14 protein-coding genes and 2 pseudogenes are annotated in these 15,876 nt (G+C 53.0%); 9 read left to right on the forward strand and 7 right to left on the reverse strand.

The genetic code is table 11. The features are described from left to right. Nucleotides 1-241 precede the first annotated feature (241 nt). On the reverse strand, nt 242-1,039 hold the full coding sequence (locus PG722_RS12405) for a YlmH family RNA-binding protein (RefSeq protein WP_270580709.1): 798 nt from the start codon (nt 1,037-1,039) through the stop codon (nt 242-244). Between the two features lie 108 nt (nt 1,040-1,147). On the opposite strand from PG722_RS12405, the gene PG722_RS12410 reads away from it, so the two are divergent. Both PG722_RS12410 and PG722_RS12415 read left to right on the forward strand, forming a co-directional pair. Further along, on the forward strand, nt 1,148-2,140 hold the full coding sequence (locus PG722_RS12410; protein ID WP_270580710.1) for a biotin--[acetyl-CoA-carboxylase] ligase: 993 nt from the start codon (nt 1,148-1,150) through the stop codon (nt 2,138-2,140). A gap of 38 nt (nt 2,141-2,178) precedes the next feature. Next, nucleotides 2,179-2,715 carry a hypothetical protein gene (locus PG722_RS12415; protein WP_116704867.1) on the forward strand — a complete coding sequence of 179 codons (537 nt, stop codon included), beginning with the start codon at nt 2,179-2,181 and terminating at the stop codon, nt 2,713-2,715. A gap of 62 nt (nt 2,716-2,777) precedes the next feature. Here PG722_RS12415 and PG722_RS12420 read toward each other — a convergent pair whose 3' ends face one another. Next, nucleotides 2,778-4,436 (reverse strand): ribonuclease J, encoded by a 1,659-nt coding sequence (locus PG722_RS12420; protein ID WP_110436586.1) that lies wholly within the window; start codon nt 4,434-4,436, stop codon nt 2,778-2,780. A 654-nt stretch (nt 4,437-5,090) separates the two neighbouring features. Between PG722_RS12420 and PG722_RS12425 the strand changes: the two genes are divergently transcribed. Continuing rightward, on the forward strand, nt 5,091-5,813 hold the full coding sequence (locus PG722_RS12425) for a 3D domain-containing protein (RefSeq protein WP_270580711.1): 723 nt from the start codon (nt 5,091-5,093) through the stop codon (nt 5,811-5,813). 584 nt (nt 5,814-6,397) lie between these two features. Here PG722_RS12425 and PG722_RS12430 read toward each other — a convergent pair. The 5 genes and pseudogenes from PG722_RS12430 to PG722_RS12450 form a co-directional block, all read right to left on the reverse strand. Beyond that, nucleotides 6,398-7,678: a glycosyltransferase family 2 protein gene (locus tag PG722_RS12430; RefSeq protein ID WP_252197176.1), complete on the reverse strand. Its 1,281-nt coding sequence runs from the start codon at nt 7,676-7,678 to the stop codon at nt 6,398-6,400. 588 nt (nt 7,679-8,266) lie between these two features. Further along, nucleotides 8,267-9,472 (reverse strand): FprA family A-type flavoprotein, encoded by a 1,206-nt coding sequence (locus PG722_RS12435; RefSeq protein ID WP_118361448.1) that lies wholly within the window; start codon nt 9,470-9,472, stop codon nt 8,267-8,269. Between the two features lie 71 nt (nt 9,473-9,543). Beyond that, nucleotides 9,544-9,837, reverse strand: coding sequence for a hypothetical protein (locus PG722_RS12440; RefSeq protein ID WP_270580712.1), 294 nt, complete (start codon nt 9,835-9,837; stop codon nt 9,544-9,546). A 219-nt stretch (nt 9,838-10,056) separates the two neighbouring features. Beyond that, nucleotides 10,057-10,299 (reverse strand): annotated as a pseudogene (locus PG722_RS12445) (tyrosine-type recombinase/integrase); the annotation flags it as partial. Between the two features lie 8 nt (nt 10,300-10,307). After that, nucleotides 10,308-10,427 (reverse strand): annotated as a pseudogene (locus PG722_RS12450) (RNase III inhibitor); the annotation flags it as partial. 185 nt (nt 10,428-10,612) lie between these two features. Here PG722_RS12450 and PG722_RS12455 point away from each other — a divergent pair. The 6 genes from PG722_RS12455 to PG722_RS12480 all read left to right on the forward strand — a co-directional run bounded on the left by PG722_RS12455 (nt 10,613) and on the right by PG722_RS12480 (nt 15,192). Beyond that, nucleotides 10,613-11,008 (forward strand): Fur family transcriptional regulator, encoded by a 396-nt coding sequence (locus PG722_RS12455; protein WP_270580713.1) that lies wholly within the window; start codon nt 10,613-10,615, stop codon nt 11,006-11,008. 22 nt (nt 11,009-11,030) lie between these two features. Continuing rightward, on the forward strand, nt 11,031-11,327 hold the full coding sequence (locus tag PG722_RS12460; protein ID WP_270580714.1) for a hypothetical protein: 297 nt from the start codon (nt 11,031-11,033) through the stop codon (nt 11,325-11,327). Nucleotides 11,328-11,453: 126 nt separating this feature from the next. Then, on the forward strand, nt 11,454-12,992 hold the full coding sequence (locus tag PG722_RS12465) for a metal ABC transporter solute-binding protein, Zn/Mn family (protein WP_270580715.1): 1,539 nt from the start codon (nt 11,454-11,456) through the stop codon (nt 12,990-12,992). Between the two features lie 12 nt (nt 12,993-13,004). Continuing rightward, a complete protein-coding gene (locus PG722_RS12470) occupies nt 13,005-13,718 on the forward strand; it encodes a metal ABC transporter ATP-binding protein (RefSeq protein ID WP_270385706.1) in 714 nt (237 codons plus the stop codon). Then, nucleotides 13,715-14,566 (forward strand): metal ABC transporter permease, encoded by an 852-nt coding sequence (locus PG722_RS12475; RefSeq protein ID WP_270580716.1) that lies wholly within the window; start codon nt 13,715-13,717, stop codon nt 14,564-14,566. Before PG722_RS12470 ends, PG722_RS12475 begins: the two co-directional genes overlap by 4 nt. Further along, on the forward strand, nt 14,563-15,192 hold the full coding sequence (locus tag PG722_RS12480; RefSeq protein ID WP_270580717.1) for a hypothetical protein: 630 nt from the start codon (nt 14,563-14,565) through the stop codon (nt 15,190-15,192). Before PG722_RS12475 ends, PG722_RS12480 begins: the two co-directional genes overlap by 4 nt. The last annotated feature ends 684 nt before the right edge of the window (nt 15,193-15,876 follow it).

A 15,876-nucleotide genomic window follows, 5' to 3' on the forward strand; every position in this document is an offset into this window, starting at 1 on the left:
ACACCTCGTATGTGGGTTACAGGCAATACCAAATGATTGAACAAGAGCGATTTACGAGCAAATTTTGCGTACTGATTAGGCGTGGTTTTGCAGCAATACGAGGTATTGCAAAAAATCACAACGACATCAGGACACAAAATTTCCGTAAAGCGCCGCAGCTTTAATCGTTTGGTATTGCCTAAAGTATAACATAGACAAACCCGCTTGACAACAGGCTTTGCCGGACACATTCTGCCAATGTTTACGCATTTCGGACATATTCGAGGAAAATTCGTCCTTTACGGCTCGTACCGCCGAACGCCTCCACGCGCGCACGGCCGACGCCGCGCACGGTCAGGCGGTCGCCTTCCGTAATCTGGTGCTCAGGCTTCATGCAGGGTGTGTTGTTGACGAACACCAGTCCCTTCTCGATCCGCGCCTGTGCGTCCTTGCGCGGCAGGCCAAAAATCAGAGCGGCTACACTGTCCAGACGCGGAGACGCCACCGAACCGGTCCCCCGTTTTTCCTCGACTGCCGCGTGCTTCAGGTCACTGAGATCCTCGCGCGTCAGCGAAAGCTGCTTGCGGCCCGCTTTGGCAAAGTGCATGAGGATGAACTCCGCCATGTCCTCGAGCACGATGATGTCTGCGCCTTCCTCGTGCACGAGAATGTCACCGACCACCGAGCGGTCGATCTGCAGTCCCATCAGCGAACCGAGGTAGTCGCGGTGCGTGAGCGTGTCCTCCCGGCGCTTGCGGGCGCGCAGCAGCGCCAGCGGCGCGGACATCTTTGCACTCTCGGCATCCATGTAATCCGGATAAAACAGATAGATCCCGCGTTCCGCGTCCTCATAGCCGCCCCAGAACAGCGCATGACCGGTCGCTCCGGCAAGACGCACCGCATCCGTGCACAGCGCCCGCTGCTTGAGGTCGAGGAACTTGGTATGGGTCAAATAACCGCGCTGCTCACACGTCTGCTCCTTGTCAAGCAGTCCTGCCAGCAGCAGCTTATCGTCGCCGCTGTGTGCAAGCGCGGTCAGTATCTCTTGCTTGGTCTTCAAGGTATTTTCCTCCATTGCGGCATGGATTTTCCGTTATGCCGCCCATTGTTTTGCATGATAGTATTGTACTATCTTCTTTTTTCGTTTACAATAGAGATTAGCATTTTAATGATGGAGATGATCGAATTGACCGTGAAGGACGCCGTTTTGCAGGCACTCGAACAGGCACGAGGCACCCGCCTTTCCGGCGGACGGCTCGCCGAGCAGCTTGGCGTATCCCGTGCGGCGGTGCACAAGGCGATCGCCGCACTGCGCGAGAGCGGCCTTGCCATTGACGCCGTGACCAGAGAAGGCTATCGCCTGGCCTTGGATGACGACAGCCTGACCGCCGCAGGCATTGACGCACTGCTCGATACCGCGGTCATCGGACGCGAAATCCTGGTCGAGCCGTCGCTTACCTCGTCCAACACAACGATGAAGGAGCAGTATCTCGGCAGAAAGCACGGCTTCACGCTGTTTGCCGAGGAGCAGACCGGCGGGCGCGGACGGCTCGGCCGCACGTTCGTCTCCCCTGCCGACACCGGCGTCTACATGACCATTCTGCTGCATCCGACACTGCCGCTGTCGCACCTGTCGTTCGTCACCATTTCGGCGGCGATCGCGGTCGTGCGCGCCATTGAGCAGACCGCAGGCTTCACGCCGCAGATCAAATGGGTGAACGACGTGCTGATGAACGGACGCAAGCTGTGCGGCATCCTCACGGAAGCGACGATCGAGGGTGAAACCGGCACGGTAAGCTCGCTTGTGGTCGGCATCGGCATCAATCTGCAGCCCAATCCGGCGTGGCCCGAGGAAGTACAGGCGGTCGCGGGTGCCATCAGTGACTTCGGCAAGCCGCCCCGCAGAGCTGAACTGGCCGCCGCTGTCCTCAACCACTTCGAGGATGTGTACATGCTGCTCGAGCAGGGCAAGGAACCCGAGCTGCTCGAGCAGTACCGCGAACGGCTTTGCTGCATTAACCGTCCGGTAACGGTCAGCAGTCCGGCAGGCCGCTACGAAGCCGAGTGCATCGGACTGGACGAGAATGCACATCTGCTGGTGAAAACCGCGGACGGACAGGTAAATGCCCTGTCCTCGGGCGAGATCAGCATTCGACTGTAAACCGCATTTTTATACATTATATATAAGGAGATATTTCTATGTTTCAAACCGCTGCAGGCGTGACCGTTCCGTTCCCCGAAAAGCTGTCCGAGCAGTACGAGCTGGACGGCAACACCATCACCGCAAACCTCAGCTTCGAGAAGCTGAGCGACTTTGTGCATTCGTTCTACGCCGAGCTGGACGAGCCGCTGTTCCTCGCCATCCATCCGGATGCGGAAAGCGATGAGGTCTGGTATCTGGACGGCATGACAAAAAAGCAGCTGACCATGATTTTAGACGGCTACGGCGAACTGCTGTATCAGGACGGTCTTTCGGCATTCGCCATTGGCTCTCTGACCACCGAGGAGGAGCTTTTCGTACAGAAGTACAAGGTTCTGTCCATTTACAGCGAGACCGCAAAGCGTTTCGTTCCCCTGCTGAAAAAGTACGGCATGGAGCCGACCGGACATCTTGTCACCGCATGGGATACGTTCTCCGAGGAGAAACCCGGCGCCGCAGAGCGGCTCGAGATTGCCGGTCAGACTGTGCCGGATATGATTAAAGAGCTGTGCAAGATCGGCATGTATAAAGGTTAATTACAGGGCTTATACGAAAAAAGACACCGATTTCTCGGTGTCTTTTCTTATCTGGCTTACATTTAGATTTCCATGATGATCGGCAGGACCATCGGGCTGCGCTTGGTCTTCTTGAACAGGTAATCACTTACATCGCCCTTGATGGCAGATTTCAGGCTGTTCCAGTCACGCAGATTCTCTACTGAGCAGCGGTCAAGCGCCATCTGCGAAATGGTACGCAGCTCCTCCATGAGAGCCTCGGCTTCCTTGACATAAACAAAACCGCGCGATACGATATCCGGACCCGCAATGACAACGCCGGTCGTTGCGTCCACGGTTACTACGATAACCAGCAGACCGTCCTCGGACAGATGCTTGCGGTCACGCAGAACGGCAGTGCCGACATCACCGATGCCCAGACCGTCTACCAGCAGACGGCCTGCCGGCACGGAATTGCCCAGACGAGCCGAATTTTCGCTGATCTCGATCGGACGACCGATCTCACTGACGAGAATGTTCTTCGGGTTGACACCCATCTCGCGTGCCAGACCGGCATGCTGCACGAGCATGCGGTACTCGCCGTGTACGGGAATGAAGTACTTCGGCTTGCACAGACCGAGCATCAGCTTAAGATCCTCCTGGCAGGCATGGCCGGAAACGTGGATGGCTGCCGAACGGTCGTAAATGACCTCAGCGCCCTGCTTGTACAGCTCGTTGACCATGTTGTTGATCGACTTCTCGTTGCCCGGGATAGCGGATGCTGCAATCAGGATACGGTCGCCGGAGTTGACCTCCACCTGCTTGTGGCTGCCGTACGCCATACGATACAGCGCGGACATGGTCTCACCCTGAGAGCCGGTGGATACGATGATCAGCTGGCTGCGCGCGTAGCGCTTGATCTCGGAAATGTCGATCATGACCTTGCCGGAATCCTTCAGATAACCCAGCTCCATCGAAACCTTGGAGATCTTCTCCATGCTTCGGCCGCAGACGGCTACCTTGCGTCCTGCCTTGGCGGCAATGTCGAGAATCTGCTGCAGACGCGATACATTGGACGCGAACGTTGCAATGATGATGCGCTGGTCGCTCTCCATGATAAATTTCTCGAGCGATTTGCCGACGATTTTCTCACTCGGCGTGTAGCCCGGACGCTCGACGTTGGTCGAGTCGCTCATCAGCGCAAGCAGTCCCTTCTTGCCCAGCTCACCGATGCGGACAAGGTCGATCATCTCACCGGAAACCGGCGTCAGGTCGATCTTGAAGTCGCCCGTGTGCAGGATGGTGCCCAGCGGCGTGGTAATCGCCAGCGCAACCGAATCCGCAATGGAGTGGTTGGTGTGGATAAACTCGATCTTGAAACAGCCGAGTTTAATCGTATCACCGGCGCGCACGCGGTTCATCTTGACCTTCTGGGGCATCTTGTGCTCGGACAGCTTGGTCTCGATGATGCCGCAGGTCAGTCGGGTCGCGTAGATCGGTGCGTTGCACTCGCGCAGAACATACGGAATAGCGCCGATATGGTCCTCATGTCCGTGGGTGATCACATAGCCGCGCAGCTTGTTCAGGTTGCGCTTGAGGTACGTTGTATCCGGAATGACCAGGTCAACACCCAGCATGTCGTCATCCGGAAAGGCAACGCCGCAGTCGATAACTACGATGTCATTGCCGTACTCGATCACCGTCATGTTCTTACCGATCTCGTTCAGACCGCCGAGCGGTATGATCTTCAGTTTTTCCTTCATAATAGTATTATCACTTTCCTTTATCTGATTGTTGTTTATTATATGTACGCGGATGTCGTTTCCGCTTTTCTGAAAAGGCAGACCATGCGATCCCGTCTGTCTTTATCCACATGTGAAGGATGCGGTCCGTTTTCGCTGCAAATGGCACAGCGCATTCCCACACGGACTGCAAACACTTATTTTTAATATACCACAGCTCAGCAGAATTGTAAAGAGTCAGTCATCAAAGCGCTCTGCACGGCTTCGTCGAAACAGCCAATCTGCCTATATACTATTTATGCACAGTGTCCCGCTGTTTTACCCATTCTGCGTGTCCCGCATAATGACCGGTCCAACCGGGCAGACTTCCCTTTCGGTCCCTGCGGTTTGTAACAAAGCCGCCGATGTGCGTTTTACACGGCTAACCGTAAAAAACCGCATTTTCGCCCAATTATGCCATACAGATTAACGAAATCCAGCGACAAACTCTGTGAAATGTGCACAAAATTCTATGAAACCGTTTGACAAATCGGAGAGGATGCAGTATGATTGGTTACAGTTCGGAAACAGAACGTAAACAAAACAGTAACAACCCAGAAAACAACATCGGTTTTTCCGGTGGCGCGGGAAGTGTTCCCGCTGCGTTTTCACCTGACTTTTAGGAGCGTAACACAAATGTCTATTTCTCTGCGTAAGCATGCTGCCATGTTCCTCGCGGCAACCTTCACGGTAGGCTCGATGGCAACCTTCGGCGCTGCTGCACTGGAGCAGCCGACTGCGGTACTCTCTTCCACTCTGAACCATTCTGTCGGCACGGTGCTCACCTCTGCCGAAATCTCCAACGCACAGCAGGCTATGGCGAAGGCAAAGGCTTCCGCACTCAAGGCACAGCAGGATGCTGCCAAGAAGGCGCAGGAGGAAGCTGCTAAGAAGGCTAAGGCTGAGGCTGCCAAAAAGGCCGCTGAAGAAGCAGCTAAGAAGGAAGCCGAGATCAAGGCCGCTGCAACCAAGACCGCTTACAATCAGCTGGTCGCAAGTGCAGCCACTGCCCGTCCGGTAGCTTACTCCACAACGTATCTGGCAAGCGATGCCATCAAGGCAAATGCCACTGCGCTTGGCAATTATAAACTGACCTTCTACGATCCGTGCGTTGCATGCAACGGCAACAATCTGGCACTGACTGCTACCGGCACCACCCTGACCGAAGGCCGCACGATCGCAGTTGACCCGTCCGTCATTCCGCTCGGCAGCCGCGTATTCATCGAGGGCTACGGCGTGTTCATCGCTGAGGACACCGGCGGAGCGATCAAGGGCAACAAAATCGACATTGCAGTAAGCACCCACGAGCGTGCAAACGAGCTTGGCGTGCAGTACGCAAACGTATATCTGCTCAAGTAAATTTTTGAAGAGCTGTGCGAAAGCATGGCTCTTTTTTTCTGCCTGTTTGAGCGGTTTTGCGGTTGCAGACATGGATGGCATCGGTTTTCGTTTTGTATTTCGCGTCAGAATCGCGTGTGATGAACTTTTGATGGATTGGTTCAAAACTATACGGCAAATTTGCAAAGTCGATTGTGTGGCGTTTGAGTGGGTTTTCATTATCATTCCAGAAATTAGGGTTTTCGCTTATGAAGCGAGAGAATCCTGCCTCCCCGGCAGGGGCACAAGAAGAAGAGAACCAAGGTTCCCTCCTTCCTATTCAGCACAGCGAAAATCAGAGAACGGTGAATTACCCGAAGGGCAAGAGAGAGTCCTCCAGAGGATACCTGTGCCGCGCAGCTCGTTGGTCTGGTGGCCACAGACGGCACCTGCGAATTCTATCTATTGCTAAATGCTATCCCGCAGGGTGCGCCGACCTTGGCGCACCGCTTGTCATCGGTCCGCACAATTTATTCCGCAAGGGAGACCACCGGCCTCCCCTGCGATTACACATCTGCAAATGGTAAAAAAACAGCCGCAGACACCCTGCGGCTGTTTTGATTCAATTACGCGCTCTCGCGCTCCTCCTGCACCTTGGCAATGCCATGCTGGATCGGCTTCCACTCGACCTTGCCGACCAGAGCGGCGATCGAGATCGGAACATAGGTGAGCATGAAGAACGGGAAGGTAAAGGTATACAGTACCTTTTTCCACGCCGGACCTGCGATGCGCTTCCACTCGGCGATCATCGTCACCGCGCCGAAGGCAAACAGGCTGAACGTAATGCCGCGCACAGTCAGCATCAGAATACGGCCGAGCATGCGCATAACGCGGTATGTAATGTATGCCGGCTGTGCGAAGCTGGTCACGCACAGGAGTACGGCCAGCAGCAGCGAGCCGATGGTAACAAGGTTGCACGGTGCAACCGTCATCAGCATATCATAGCAGGACATGCCCGCCTTGCCGCCGCGCGTACAGCCGCGCAGCAGTGCGCCGGTATACTTTGCGTCCACCTGATAGAAGCCCTTGCTCCAGCGCAGACGCTGATCCCACGACTGGCGGAAATGCTCCGGCTGCTCATCGTAGATGATGGCATTGCCGCAGTAGCCGATCTTACGGCCGCGAACCGCACTGGCGATGGAGAACTCGATATCCTCGGTCAGCAGATGATAATTCCATCCGCCTTCCTCACGGAGCACATCAGCCGAAATCAGAAAACCGGTGCCGGAAACCGCACAGTTGACGCCCAGACGGGTTCTCGGGCGGTTCAGGAAGCGCGACTCACGCAGGAACCACAGTGCATAGCCTGCGGAGATCCAGTTCGCGCAGAAGTTCTGCGAATTGCGGTAGCTGGTCAATGCGGAATACTCGCCGGTATCGTACATCTTGTTCATCTCACGGACGAACTGCGGATCTACGATGTTGTCCGCATCGAATACGAAAAACGCGTCGTACGCATCCTCACCCTGCTCCTCAAAAATATGCTTGAACAGATAGTCCAGCGCGTAGCCCTTGCCGACCTGCACCTTATTAAATCGCTCGTACACGATCGCACCGGCGCTGCGCGCTACCTCAGCGGTATTGTCCGTGCAGTTATCTGCAACAACAATAACATCGAGCAGCTCCGACGGATAATCCTGCTCCTTCAAGGTGCGGATCAGTCTGCCGATAACGGCGGACTCATTGCGTGCCGAAATGATCGCCGCGTAACGGTGCAGCTCTGCATTTTCCACGCCGCCGCGCTGCTTGCCCCACAAGCCAACCAGAAGGTAAAAGATCTGGTACGCATACGCCGCAGTAAAGAAAATGAACAGCACCCACTGCATGCTCTCCAAAAACCGAAGCATAAAAATTCCTCGTTTCTTCTCCTGATGTATTTTCTCTATACTTTAGATATTGTGGCGGTTGTTTCAACCCTTGTACTATAATATCACTATTAACGCATTATGCAACACATTTTTAACCGGATTTCACAAAATTTTTAATTTTTCACTGTTCGCACAAAATTTTTGTGCTTTCATGCGTTTTTTCATGCCACTTTGCCCTGTCTTTTCGTGGAAAGCAGCGAACCGGGAGATGCATTCGTTCCGCACCGCTGACGCTCTTTCACTTTTCCCTGCTGTTTGCTTGGATAAATCCGGGTTTTCTCTATAACATCATCAATTTCGTATACATTTTATAAAGGAAGGGAGGGCATTTTTCCTCGCCGCTCTCCCCTGCATATACAGAAAAACGGCTGCCGCATTGCGACAGCCGCCGGTATTTGATTATTAAGGCAACACCGCACAATTAAAGCTGCGGCGCTTTGCGGAAATTTTGTGTCCTGACTTTGTTGCGATTTCACAGTAATACATTAAGTATTACTGCAAAACCGCGCCTCGTTAGTACACAAAATTTGCTCGCAAATCGCTCTTGTTCAATTATGCGGTATTGCCTTAACCGTTTACCTGCTTTGCCAGCTCGTCAGCCAGCGCTTCGAGTGCGCCGAGCTGATTCTCTGCCAGTGCAGACTTGATGGAGATCGGGTTCTCGAGGATGGTCATGTTCTTCATGCCCTCGAGCATGCCGATCATCTGCTTGCCCGCAGTAGCGGCCCAGGTGCCGTTGTCGATGACGGCAACCGTGCGGTTCTGCAGGTTAAGCGCCTTGATATCGGACAGATATGCTTCCATCTTCGGCTGGATGCCGCTGTTATAGGTCGGCGCAGCGAGCACCAGATGGCTGCAGCGGAAGCTCTCCGCTACCAGCTCGGAAACGTCGGTCTCAGATACATCGTACATCGCGATGTTCTTCACGCCCTTGTCGGCCAGCATGCCTGCGAGCACGTTTGCGGCGTTCTCGGTGTTGCCGTACATGGTCGCGTAGGCGATCATGACCGTCTTGTCCTCCGGCTCGTAGGTGCTCCACTTCTGGTACTTCTCCAGCAGCAGGCCGAGATCCTTGTGCCAGATCGGACCATGCAGCGGGCAGATCATCTCAATATCGAGCGATGCCGCCTTCTTAAGCAGCGTCTGCACCTGTACGCCGTACTTGCCGACAATGTTGGTGTAGTAACGGCGGGCATCGTTCATCCATGTGGTGTCGAACGTGATCTCGTCATCGAAAATGTTGCCCGCCAGTGCGCCGAATGTGCCGAACGCATCAGCCGAGAACAGGATCTTGTCCTTCTCGTCGTAGGTGACCATGACCTCCGGCCAGTGCACCATCGGCGCCATGACAAAATGCAGCGTATGCTCGCCCGTGGACAGCTTGTCGCCTTCCTTGACGACCAGCGCACGCGCGGCAACGTCCGTTCCGTAGAACTGGGCGAACATGCCGACCGCCTTGGCGCTGCATACCATCTTCGCCTCCGGATAGCGGCGCAGCATGTCGTCGATCATCGCACAGTGATCCGGCTCCATGTGCTGAACGACCATGTAGTCCAGCGGACGGCCGTTCAGCGCGTGAACGACGTTTTCGATATACTGACGGCTAATGGACTCGTCTGCCGTGTCAAACAGCACGGTTTTCTCGTCCAACAGCACATAGCTGTTATAGGATACCCCCTTGGGAATCGGGAACAAATTTTCAAAGCGGCTCAGGCGGCGGTCGCTGCCGCCAACATAAATGAGATCATCCTTGACCTTTCTGGTACTGTGCATCGCACGACACCTCCGTGTAAATATCTATATTGAATTGTAGCATATTTTTGTGCATTCGTCCAGTGGTAGGGTTAGTCGCGGCGTACAAAAAAACGACCGATGAAACAGCCGATTTTTGACGGGATACAGGTTTCGATCGATTGCAGCAGCGGGCAGGTACCGAGCACCATGAACAACAGGCTGATCAGCCGGCCGACAATCTCGCCGGGAGTTTGCCGTTCAGCGGTCCGTGCAGTATATCGATCGAGCGTTTTGTCTTTGCCATGTGCATTCTCCGTTTCGTTTTTTTGTCTACTTCTATTGCAGCACGGTTTTATCGATGAGAAAAGCACATGTTTCTCATGTTTTGCATTGCAATTCTGCATATATTGTTTTGTCGATAAATAAAGAAAAAGTGCAGAAAACTTGCGTTTTCTGCACTTCGAAAGCACAAATATTGATTAGCGCTTGCTGAACTGCGGTGCGCGACGTGCTGCCTTCAGACCGTACTACCTGCCCTTGATCCGAAAAGTCCAGTATTCATGCGGGTTTTCGGGCTTTCCTCTCTCAGTAAACCCATAGAATCGCGAAATTTTTGGTGTAGTTTAACGCAGCCCGAATGCTGCATTCACAACGCTGCTCAATTCCTCAGGTTTATTATACTTGACTTTCGCATAGATGTCCACAGTCGTTTTGCTGTTCTCATGACCTGCCAAATACTGCACCGTCTTAGGGTCGACACCTTTGTAAATCAGATTGGTGATGTAGGTGTGCCGCAGCATGTGCGGAGTCACCTTGAAGTCCATCGTATACACCAGCTTGGGATTGTTCGGCTGATGCTCACCAAACCTTGGCTTTATTCTATGCTTCCTCGTTCGACAAAATATTCTACAATCACATCGAATTTGCTCGAATGGGAAAGGGTAAACCCCGCCTTGCCGAGCATCTCCTGCATCTGGACAAGTGGCAACTCCAACATCCAGAAATTGTAGTCCTAAAATATGCAGTCAAACATATTGGGCAACAGTAAAAGTGGTTTTGATTTTCGCGGTAGCTGCGTTCATTGAAAACTTGCAATTTGCGAACAACTCGCATATTGACTTTCTTGCTTTCTTGGATTATAATATTTGCGAATAAACTGCAAATTGGAGGTGCGGTGACTTGCATAGCTACAGCACGCGGCAGCGAAAGGTTCTGCTTACCTATTTGAGCCAGCACCCGGACGAGCTGTTGTCCGCACGGCAAATTGCGGACGCTTTGGCAGATAAAAAAATCAGCCTGAGCGCCGTATATCGAAACCTTGCACAGTTAGAGACAGAGGAAAAAGTGCGTCGGAGCAGCAAGAGCGGCACGCGCGAGGTCTACTATCAATACCTTGATGCCGAAAGCTGCAAAGGTGCGCTGCACATGAGCTGTATCAAATGCGGCAAGACCTTTCACATGGCAGATGGTAACGCAGCTTTGCTCGCAAAGCTTTTGGCGCAGAGCGAACAGTTTATGTTGGACACGACTGACACGATCCTCTATGGAACTTGTTCGGACTGCAAGGGAAAATAACGATTGGAAAGGAGGACAGACCATGACAAAGAAATTTCGTTTTATGACGGGCTTGCTGGCCGTAGTACTGGCCTTTGTTATGCTGTCCTCTCTTGCCTATATCGCAGCGGAATCCGACCATGACTGTACTGGCGCGGACTGCGCCATCTGCCATCAGATCAACGTCTGCGAAAACCTGCTCAAAAGCATTGGGCTTGCTGGCTCCGCCGCAGCTACTGTAACGGCGATTCTATATATTCTGTGCCGGATCATTCCCTCCTGTACAGAGGTTGCCCGCACCTTTACGCTGGTTTCTCTCAAGGTCAAACTTTCAAATTAAAAATAAGAACTTTTTACAAGGGTGTAGTCTATCTGTTTTCGGATAGACTTTTGCGGCGTTGCTGTTACCCTTGTATTTTTGCGCCCATTTTTAAGTTCTTATCATAATTTGGAGGTAACAAACCCTATGAAAAAAGTAACTGCGCTGCTGCTTGCGCTTTTGATGCTCGTCGGCGCTCTTGCCGGCTGCGGAAAGCAGAACGATACCAACAAAACCGACAAACTGAGCATTGTCACTACCATTTTCCCCGAATATGACTGGGTGCGTGAGATTTTAGGTGACAAAGCCGATAACGCCGAAGTCACGATGCTGCTTGATAACGGCGTTGACCTGCACAGCTATCAGCCCACTGCCGATGACATTGTCAAAATCTCCAACTGCGACCTGTTCATCTATGTGGGCGGCGAGTCCGACGGCTGGGTGGACAATGCTCTGAAAAATGCCACCAACAAGAACATGAAGGTCATCAACCTGCTGGATGTCCTTGGCGACAGCGTCAAGACCGAAGAAGTGGTCGAGGGTATGCAGGAAACAGAGCACGATCACGACCATGACCACAGCAAGGAAGTCTCCACCTTTGAAGATGACGAGGTTCAGGACAGAAGCCTGTCTGATTGGGCGGGCGACTGGCAGTCTGCCTATCCCTTTGTGCTGGACGGAACACTGGATGATGCGTTTGCAGCGATGGCAGAGAAAGGCGAAATGACCGCCGAAGAATACAAGACCTACTATCAGAACGGCTACAAAACGGACATTACCAACATTGATATTGAGGGTGACCACATCGAGTTCACCTACGAAGATAGCAAGAAGGTCGGCTCTAACTACAAGTATGTCGGCTATTACATTCAGAACTGGTCTGCCGGCACGAAGGCGGCCATGTATCGCTTTGAGGCGGAGGACAAGGATTCCGGCGCGCCGGTCTACATTGAGTTCAATGACCACATGATCGAACCGGCCGCCGCCGAACACTTCCACATCCGGATGAGCAACGAGAGCTTCGACGCGATCGTCGATCCCGAAAACTCCTGGCCTACCTTCTTCCCGGCTGATATGACCGGCGAAGAGATCTGCGAACACATGGAAGGGCATGACCACGACGAGGACGAAGACCACGAGCATGAGGAAGAAAAGGACGAGCACGTTTGGCTTTCTCTGAAAAACGCGGAGGTTCTTGTAAATGCCATTTCCAAGTCTTTACAGGAGCTGGACCCCGACAATAAGGACACCTACGCTACCAACGCCGCTGCCTATATCGAAAAGCTCTCTGCGCTGGACGGCGAATATCAGGCTGCCGTGGACGCTGCGACCTATAAGACCGTTCTGTTCGGCGACCGTTTCCCGTTCCGCTATCTGGTGGACGATTACGGTCTGAGCTACTATGCCGCTTTTGTGGGCTGCTCCGCCGAAACGGAAGCCAGCTTTGAGACCGTTTCGTTCCTTGCTAAGAAGGTGGATGAATCGAAACTGCCCTGCGTTCTGACCATTGAGGGCGCACAGCATAAAATTTCCGAAACCATTGTCCAGAACACCGCTGAGAAAAATCAAAAGGTGCTGACCATGGATTCCATGCAGTCCACCACTTCTAAAGATGTGGCAACCGGTACGACCTACCTCTCCGTGATGGAGAAGAACCTGTCCGTGCTGAAAGAAGCATTGGGTTAAGGAGGTAGGTCTATGGCTCAGCTCATTTGTCAAAATCTCCGCGTCGGTTATGATGGGAAGTCCGTTCTGCAAGATCTCAGCTTTGAGGTCTTTGCAGGCGACTACCTCTGCATCGTAGGAGAAAACGGCTCTGGTAAGAGTACACTTATGAAAACGATCCTTGGCTTGCAGCCGCCCATCAGCGGCAGAATTTTGACAGGCGACGGGCTAAGGAAAAATGGGATCGGCTACCTGCCGCAGCAGACCGTCGTACAAAAGGATTTCCCTGCATCCGTGAGAGAGATCGTTCTCTCCGGGTGTCAGGGGCGCTGCGGCAGCCGCCCCTTTTATAACAAAGAAGAAAAACAGCTTGCCGAAGAAAACATTCGGAAAATGCAGATTGATAAGCTCTCAAAGCGGTGTTATCGAGAGTTGTCCGGCGGGCAGCAACAGCGGGTATTGCTTGCCCGTGCGCTGTGCGCCACACAAAAAATGCTGCTCTTGGACGAGCCTGTTTCCGGGCTTGATCCCAAAGTGACAGCGGAAATGTATCGTCTGATCGACGAACTGAACCATCGGGACGGTATCACCATTATTATGATTTCTCACGATATTGCCGCCGCAGTCAAATACGCCAGCCATATTCTGCATATTGGCAACACCGTTTTCTTCGGAACAAAGGCAGAGTATCTCCAAAGCCCGCAAGGGCGGCTATTTGCCGCAGAGAAAGGCGGTGATGAACAATGACCGCTATCTTGGAAAAACTGACCCTCTATTGGGCGTATCCCTTTGTCCGCTATGCGCTGGTGGTCGGCGTGCTGATTGCGCTCTGTTCCTCTCTGCTGGGCGTAACGCTGGTGCTGAAACGGTTTTCCTTCATCGGTGACGGACTTTCTCATGTGGCGTTCGGAGCCATGGCGGTTGCCGCTGTGCTACAAATCACCAACGAAATGCCGCTGGTCATGGTCATTACAATCATCAGCGCCGTGCTGCTTCTGCGTACCGGGCAGAACACGAAGATCAAGGGCGACGCCGCCATCGCCATGATCTCGGTGGGGGCACTTGCTATCGGCTATCTGCTGATGAATTTGTTCTCCACATCCTCTAACTTGTCCAGCGATGTGTGCAGCACGCTGTTCGGCTCGACCTCTATTCTGATGCTGACGAAAAGCGAGGTCTGGCTGTGCGCGGTGCTGTCGGTGGCGGTCGTGGCGATATTTGTTCTTTGCTACAACAAAATTTTCGCTGTGACCTTTGATGAAAACTTTGCAAAGGCTGTGGGGACAAAGGCCGATTTGTATAACTTACTGATTGCCATAACGGTCGCCGTTGTGATCGTGTTGGCAATGAACCTTGTCGGCTCACTGCTCATATCTGCCCTTGTTATTTTCCCGGCGCTGTCTGCCATGCGGGTCTACAAAAACTTCCGTGCGGTGACGATCTGTGCGGCCGTCCTTTCCGTCTGCTGCGCCGCACTGGGCATTCTGATCTCCATCCTAGCTGGAACGCCGGTCGGCTCGACCATTGTGGCCGTGGACATTTTTGCATTTCTGATTTTCTCAGGAATATCCCGATTGGGCGGTATCCGCACATGAAACAGGCTTTGTTTATTCTCGCCGTCGCGCTTTATCTGGTTTCCCTCTGCGCCTGCGGCGATCAGAAGATCCAGTCTCAATCGAAGCAGGGCAGCGCGACCCAGCAGGTCGTTCAGGAGCAGATGGCGAATGCCACAGGCGAAACGACCGCCCCGCCGACTGCCATTCCGGAGCAGCAGCCTGCTTCGGATAAAACTACACCGAAAAAATCCGTTCCGGAACCGGAGCAGACGCAGCCCGCCGAAGCGCTTCCGGACTATGAACCGGCACAGGCCTCCGGCGAACCGGATGTCGATCTGACTACGCTCAGCAGCACGATGGTCTACTCCGAGATCTATAACATGATGTACGAGCCGGATCGGTATGTCGGAAAGCGCATCAAAATGAATGGGCAGTTTGCGGCCTATGGGAATCCGAACACCGGCGCGGTGTACACGGTCTGCATCATCATGGACGCGACTGCCTGCTGCTCGCAGGGGCTGGAATTCGTCCTCGCGGGCGAGCATAGCTATCCTGCCGGCTATCCCGAACTGGGAACAGAAATCACGGTCGTTGGCACATTCCAGACCTACGAAGAAAACGGATATATGGACTGCCATCTGGTCGATGCAGAGATAACCGAGTAAGAAAATCGTATCTAGCAAAAAATAGGCAGCTTTCCACCGAAGCCGCATTTCTGCGCAACGGTTGACGAAAGCTGTCTGTTTTGCTATATTATGCTCGTCAGTACAGAATATATCCGATGCGTGGCTTCCTGCATCGAGCGAGCCGGGTGGTATTGAATAGCGCTTTACAATCACCCGGCGGTTATCGCCCTAAAATGTAACTTTTCTGCGAATACAAGCTGATTTTCAGTTTCCACAGTGTCGAACATACTCTGCATCGAAATACCCACCTATCGACTTTGCGGTTTTGTGGGATTTTTTTGCACGACCGCAAATATACACACGCCCCAGCGAATGGTGTTCACCCCGCAGCAATTCACTGTTTCACAAAGGAACTGCACAAAAGCGATAACTATTTCACCTTTTTCACTGCCCTTGCTTTACAGAGACGAAAATTGGTGATTTTCGACCCTTAGATGTACAAAAACAGGCGGCACCCAGCTGAGTGCCGCCTCAGCCTGTAGAAAAAGTCTGTCTTAGCAATCACGCCAAGGCAGGCTTTTTCGTTTGAAAAGGGAAAAATAGCAGCCAAGAAAAATAATCGGCCGGAAAAATCCTTCTCCGCCTCTTCCCTGGAGAAGGATTTTTCCGTTTCCATTTCCAAGTGGCCAGTTTTTTCAAATTCATGGCAGCAAATTTAAGCTT

The organism is Butyricicoccus sp. OF27-2pH9A, assembly GCF_027693185.1.
In the GTDB taxonomy this organism is placed as follows: domain Bacteria; phylum Bacillota; class Clostridia; order Oscillospirales; family Butyricicoccaceae; genus Agathobaculum; species Agathobaculum butyriciproducens.

Coding starts and splice junctions, on each gene's coding strand:
- PG722_RS12410 (WP_270580710.1), top strand. CDS start 1,148: ATGATGGAGATGATCGAATTGACCGTGAAGGACGCCGTTTTGCAGGCA.
- PG722_RS12415 (WP_116704867.1), top strand. CDS start 2,179: ATGTTTCAAACCGCTGCAGGCGTGACCGTTCCGTTCCCCGAAAAGCTG.
- PG722_RS12420 (WP_110436586.1), bottom strand. CDS start 4,436: ATGAAGGAAAAACTGAAGATCATACCGCTCGGCGGTCTGAACGAGATC.
- PG722_RS12425 (WP_270580711.1), top strand. CDS start 5,091: ATGTCTATTTCTCTGCGTAAGCATGCTGCCATGTTCCTCGCGGCAACC.
- PG722_RS12430 (WP_252197176.1), bottom strand. CDS start 7,678: ATGCTTCGGTTTTTGGAGAGCATGCAGTGGGTGCTGTTCATTTTCTTT.
- PG722_RS12435 (WP_118361448.1), bottom strand. CDS start 9,472: ATGCACAGTACCAGAAAGGTCAAGGATGATCTCATTTATGTTGGCGGC.
- PG722_RS12440 (WP_270580712.1), bottom strand. CDS start 9,837: ATGCAGAATTGCAATGCAAAACATGAGAAACATGTGCTTTTCTCATCG.
- PG722_RS12460 (WP_270580714.1), top strand. CDS start 11,031: ATGACAAAGAAATTTCGTTTTATGACGGGCTTGCTGGCCGTAGTACTG.
- PG722_RS12465 (WP_270580715.1), top strand. CDS start 11,454: ATGAAAAAAGTAACTGCGCTGCTGCTTGCGCTTTTGATGCTCGTCGGC.
- PG722_RS12470 (WP_270385706.1), top strand. CDS start 13,005: ATGGCTCAGCTCATTTGTCAAAATCTCCGCGTCGGTTATGATGGGAAG.
- PG722_RS12475 (WP_270580716.1), top strand. CDS start 13,715: ATGACCGCTATCTTGGAAAAACTGACCCTCTATTGGGCGTATCCCTTT.
- PG722_RS12480 (WP_270580717.1), top strand. CDS start 14,563: ATGAAACAGGCTTTGTTTATTCTCGCCGTCGCGCTTTATCTGGTTTCC.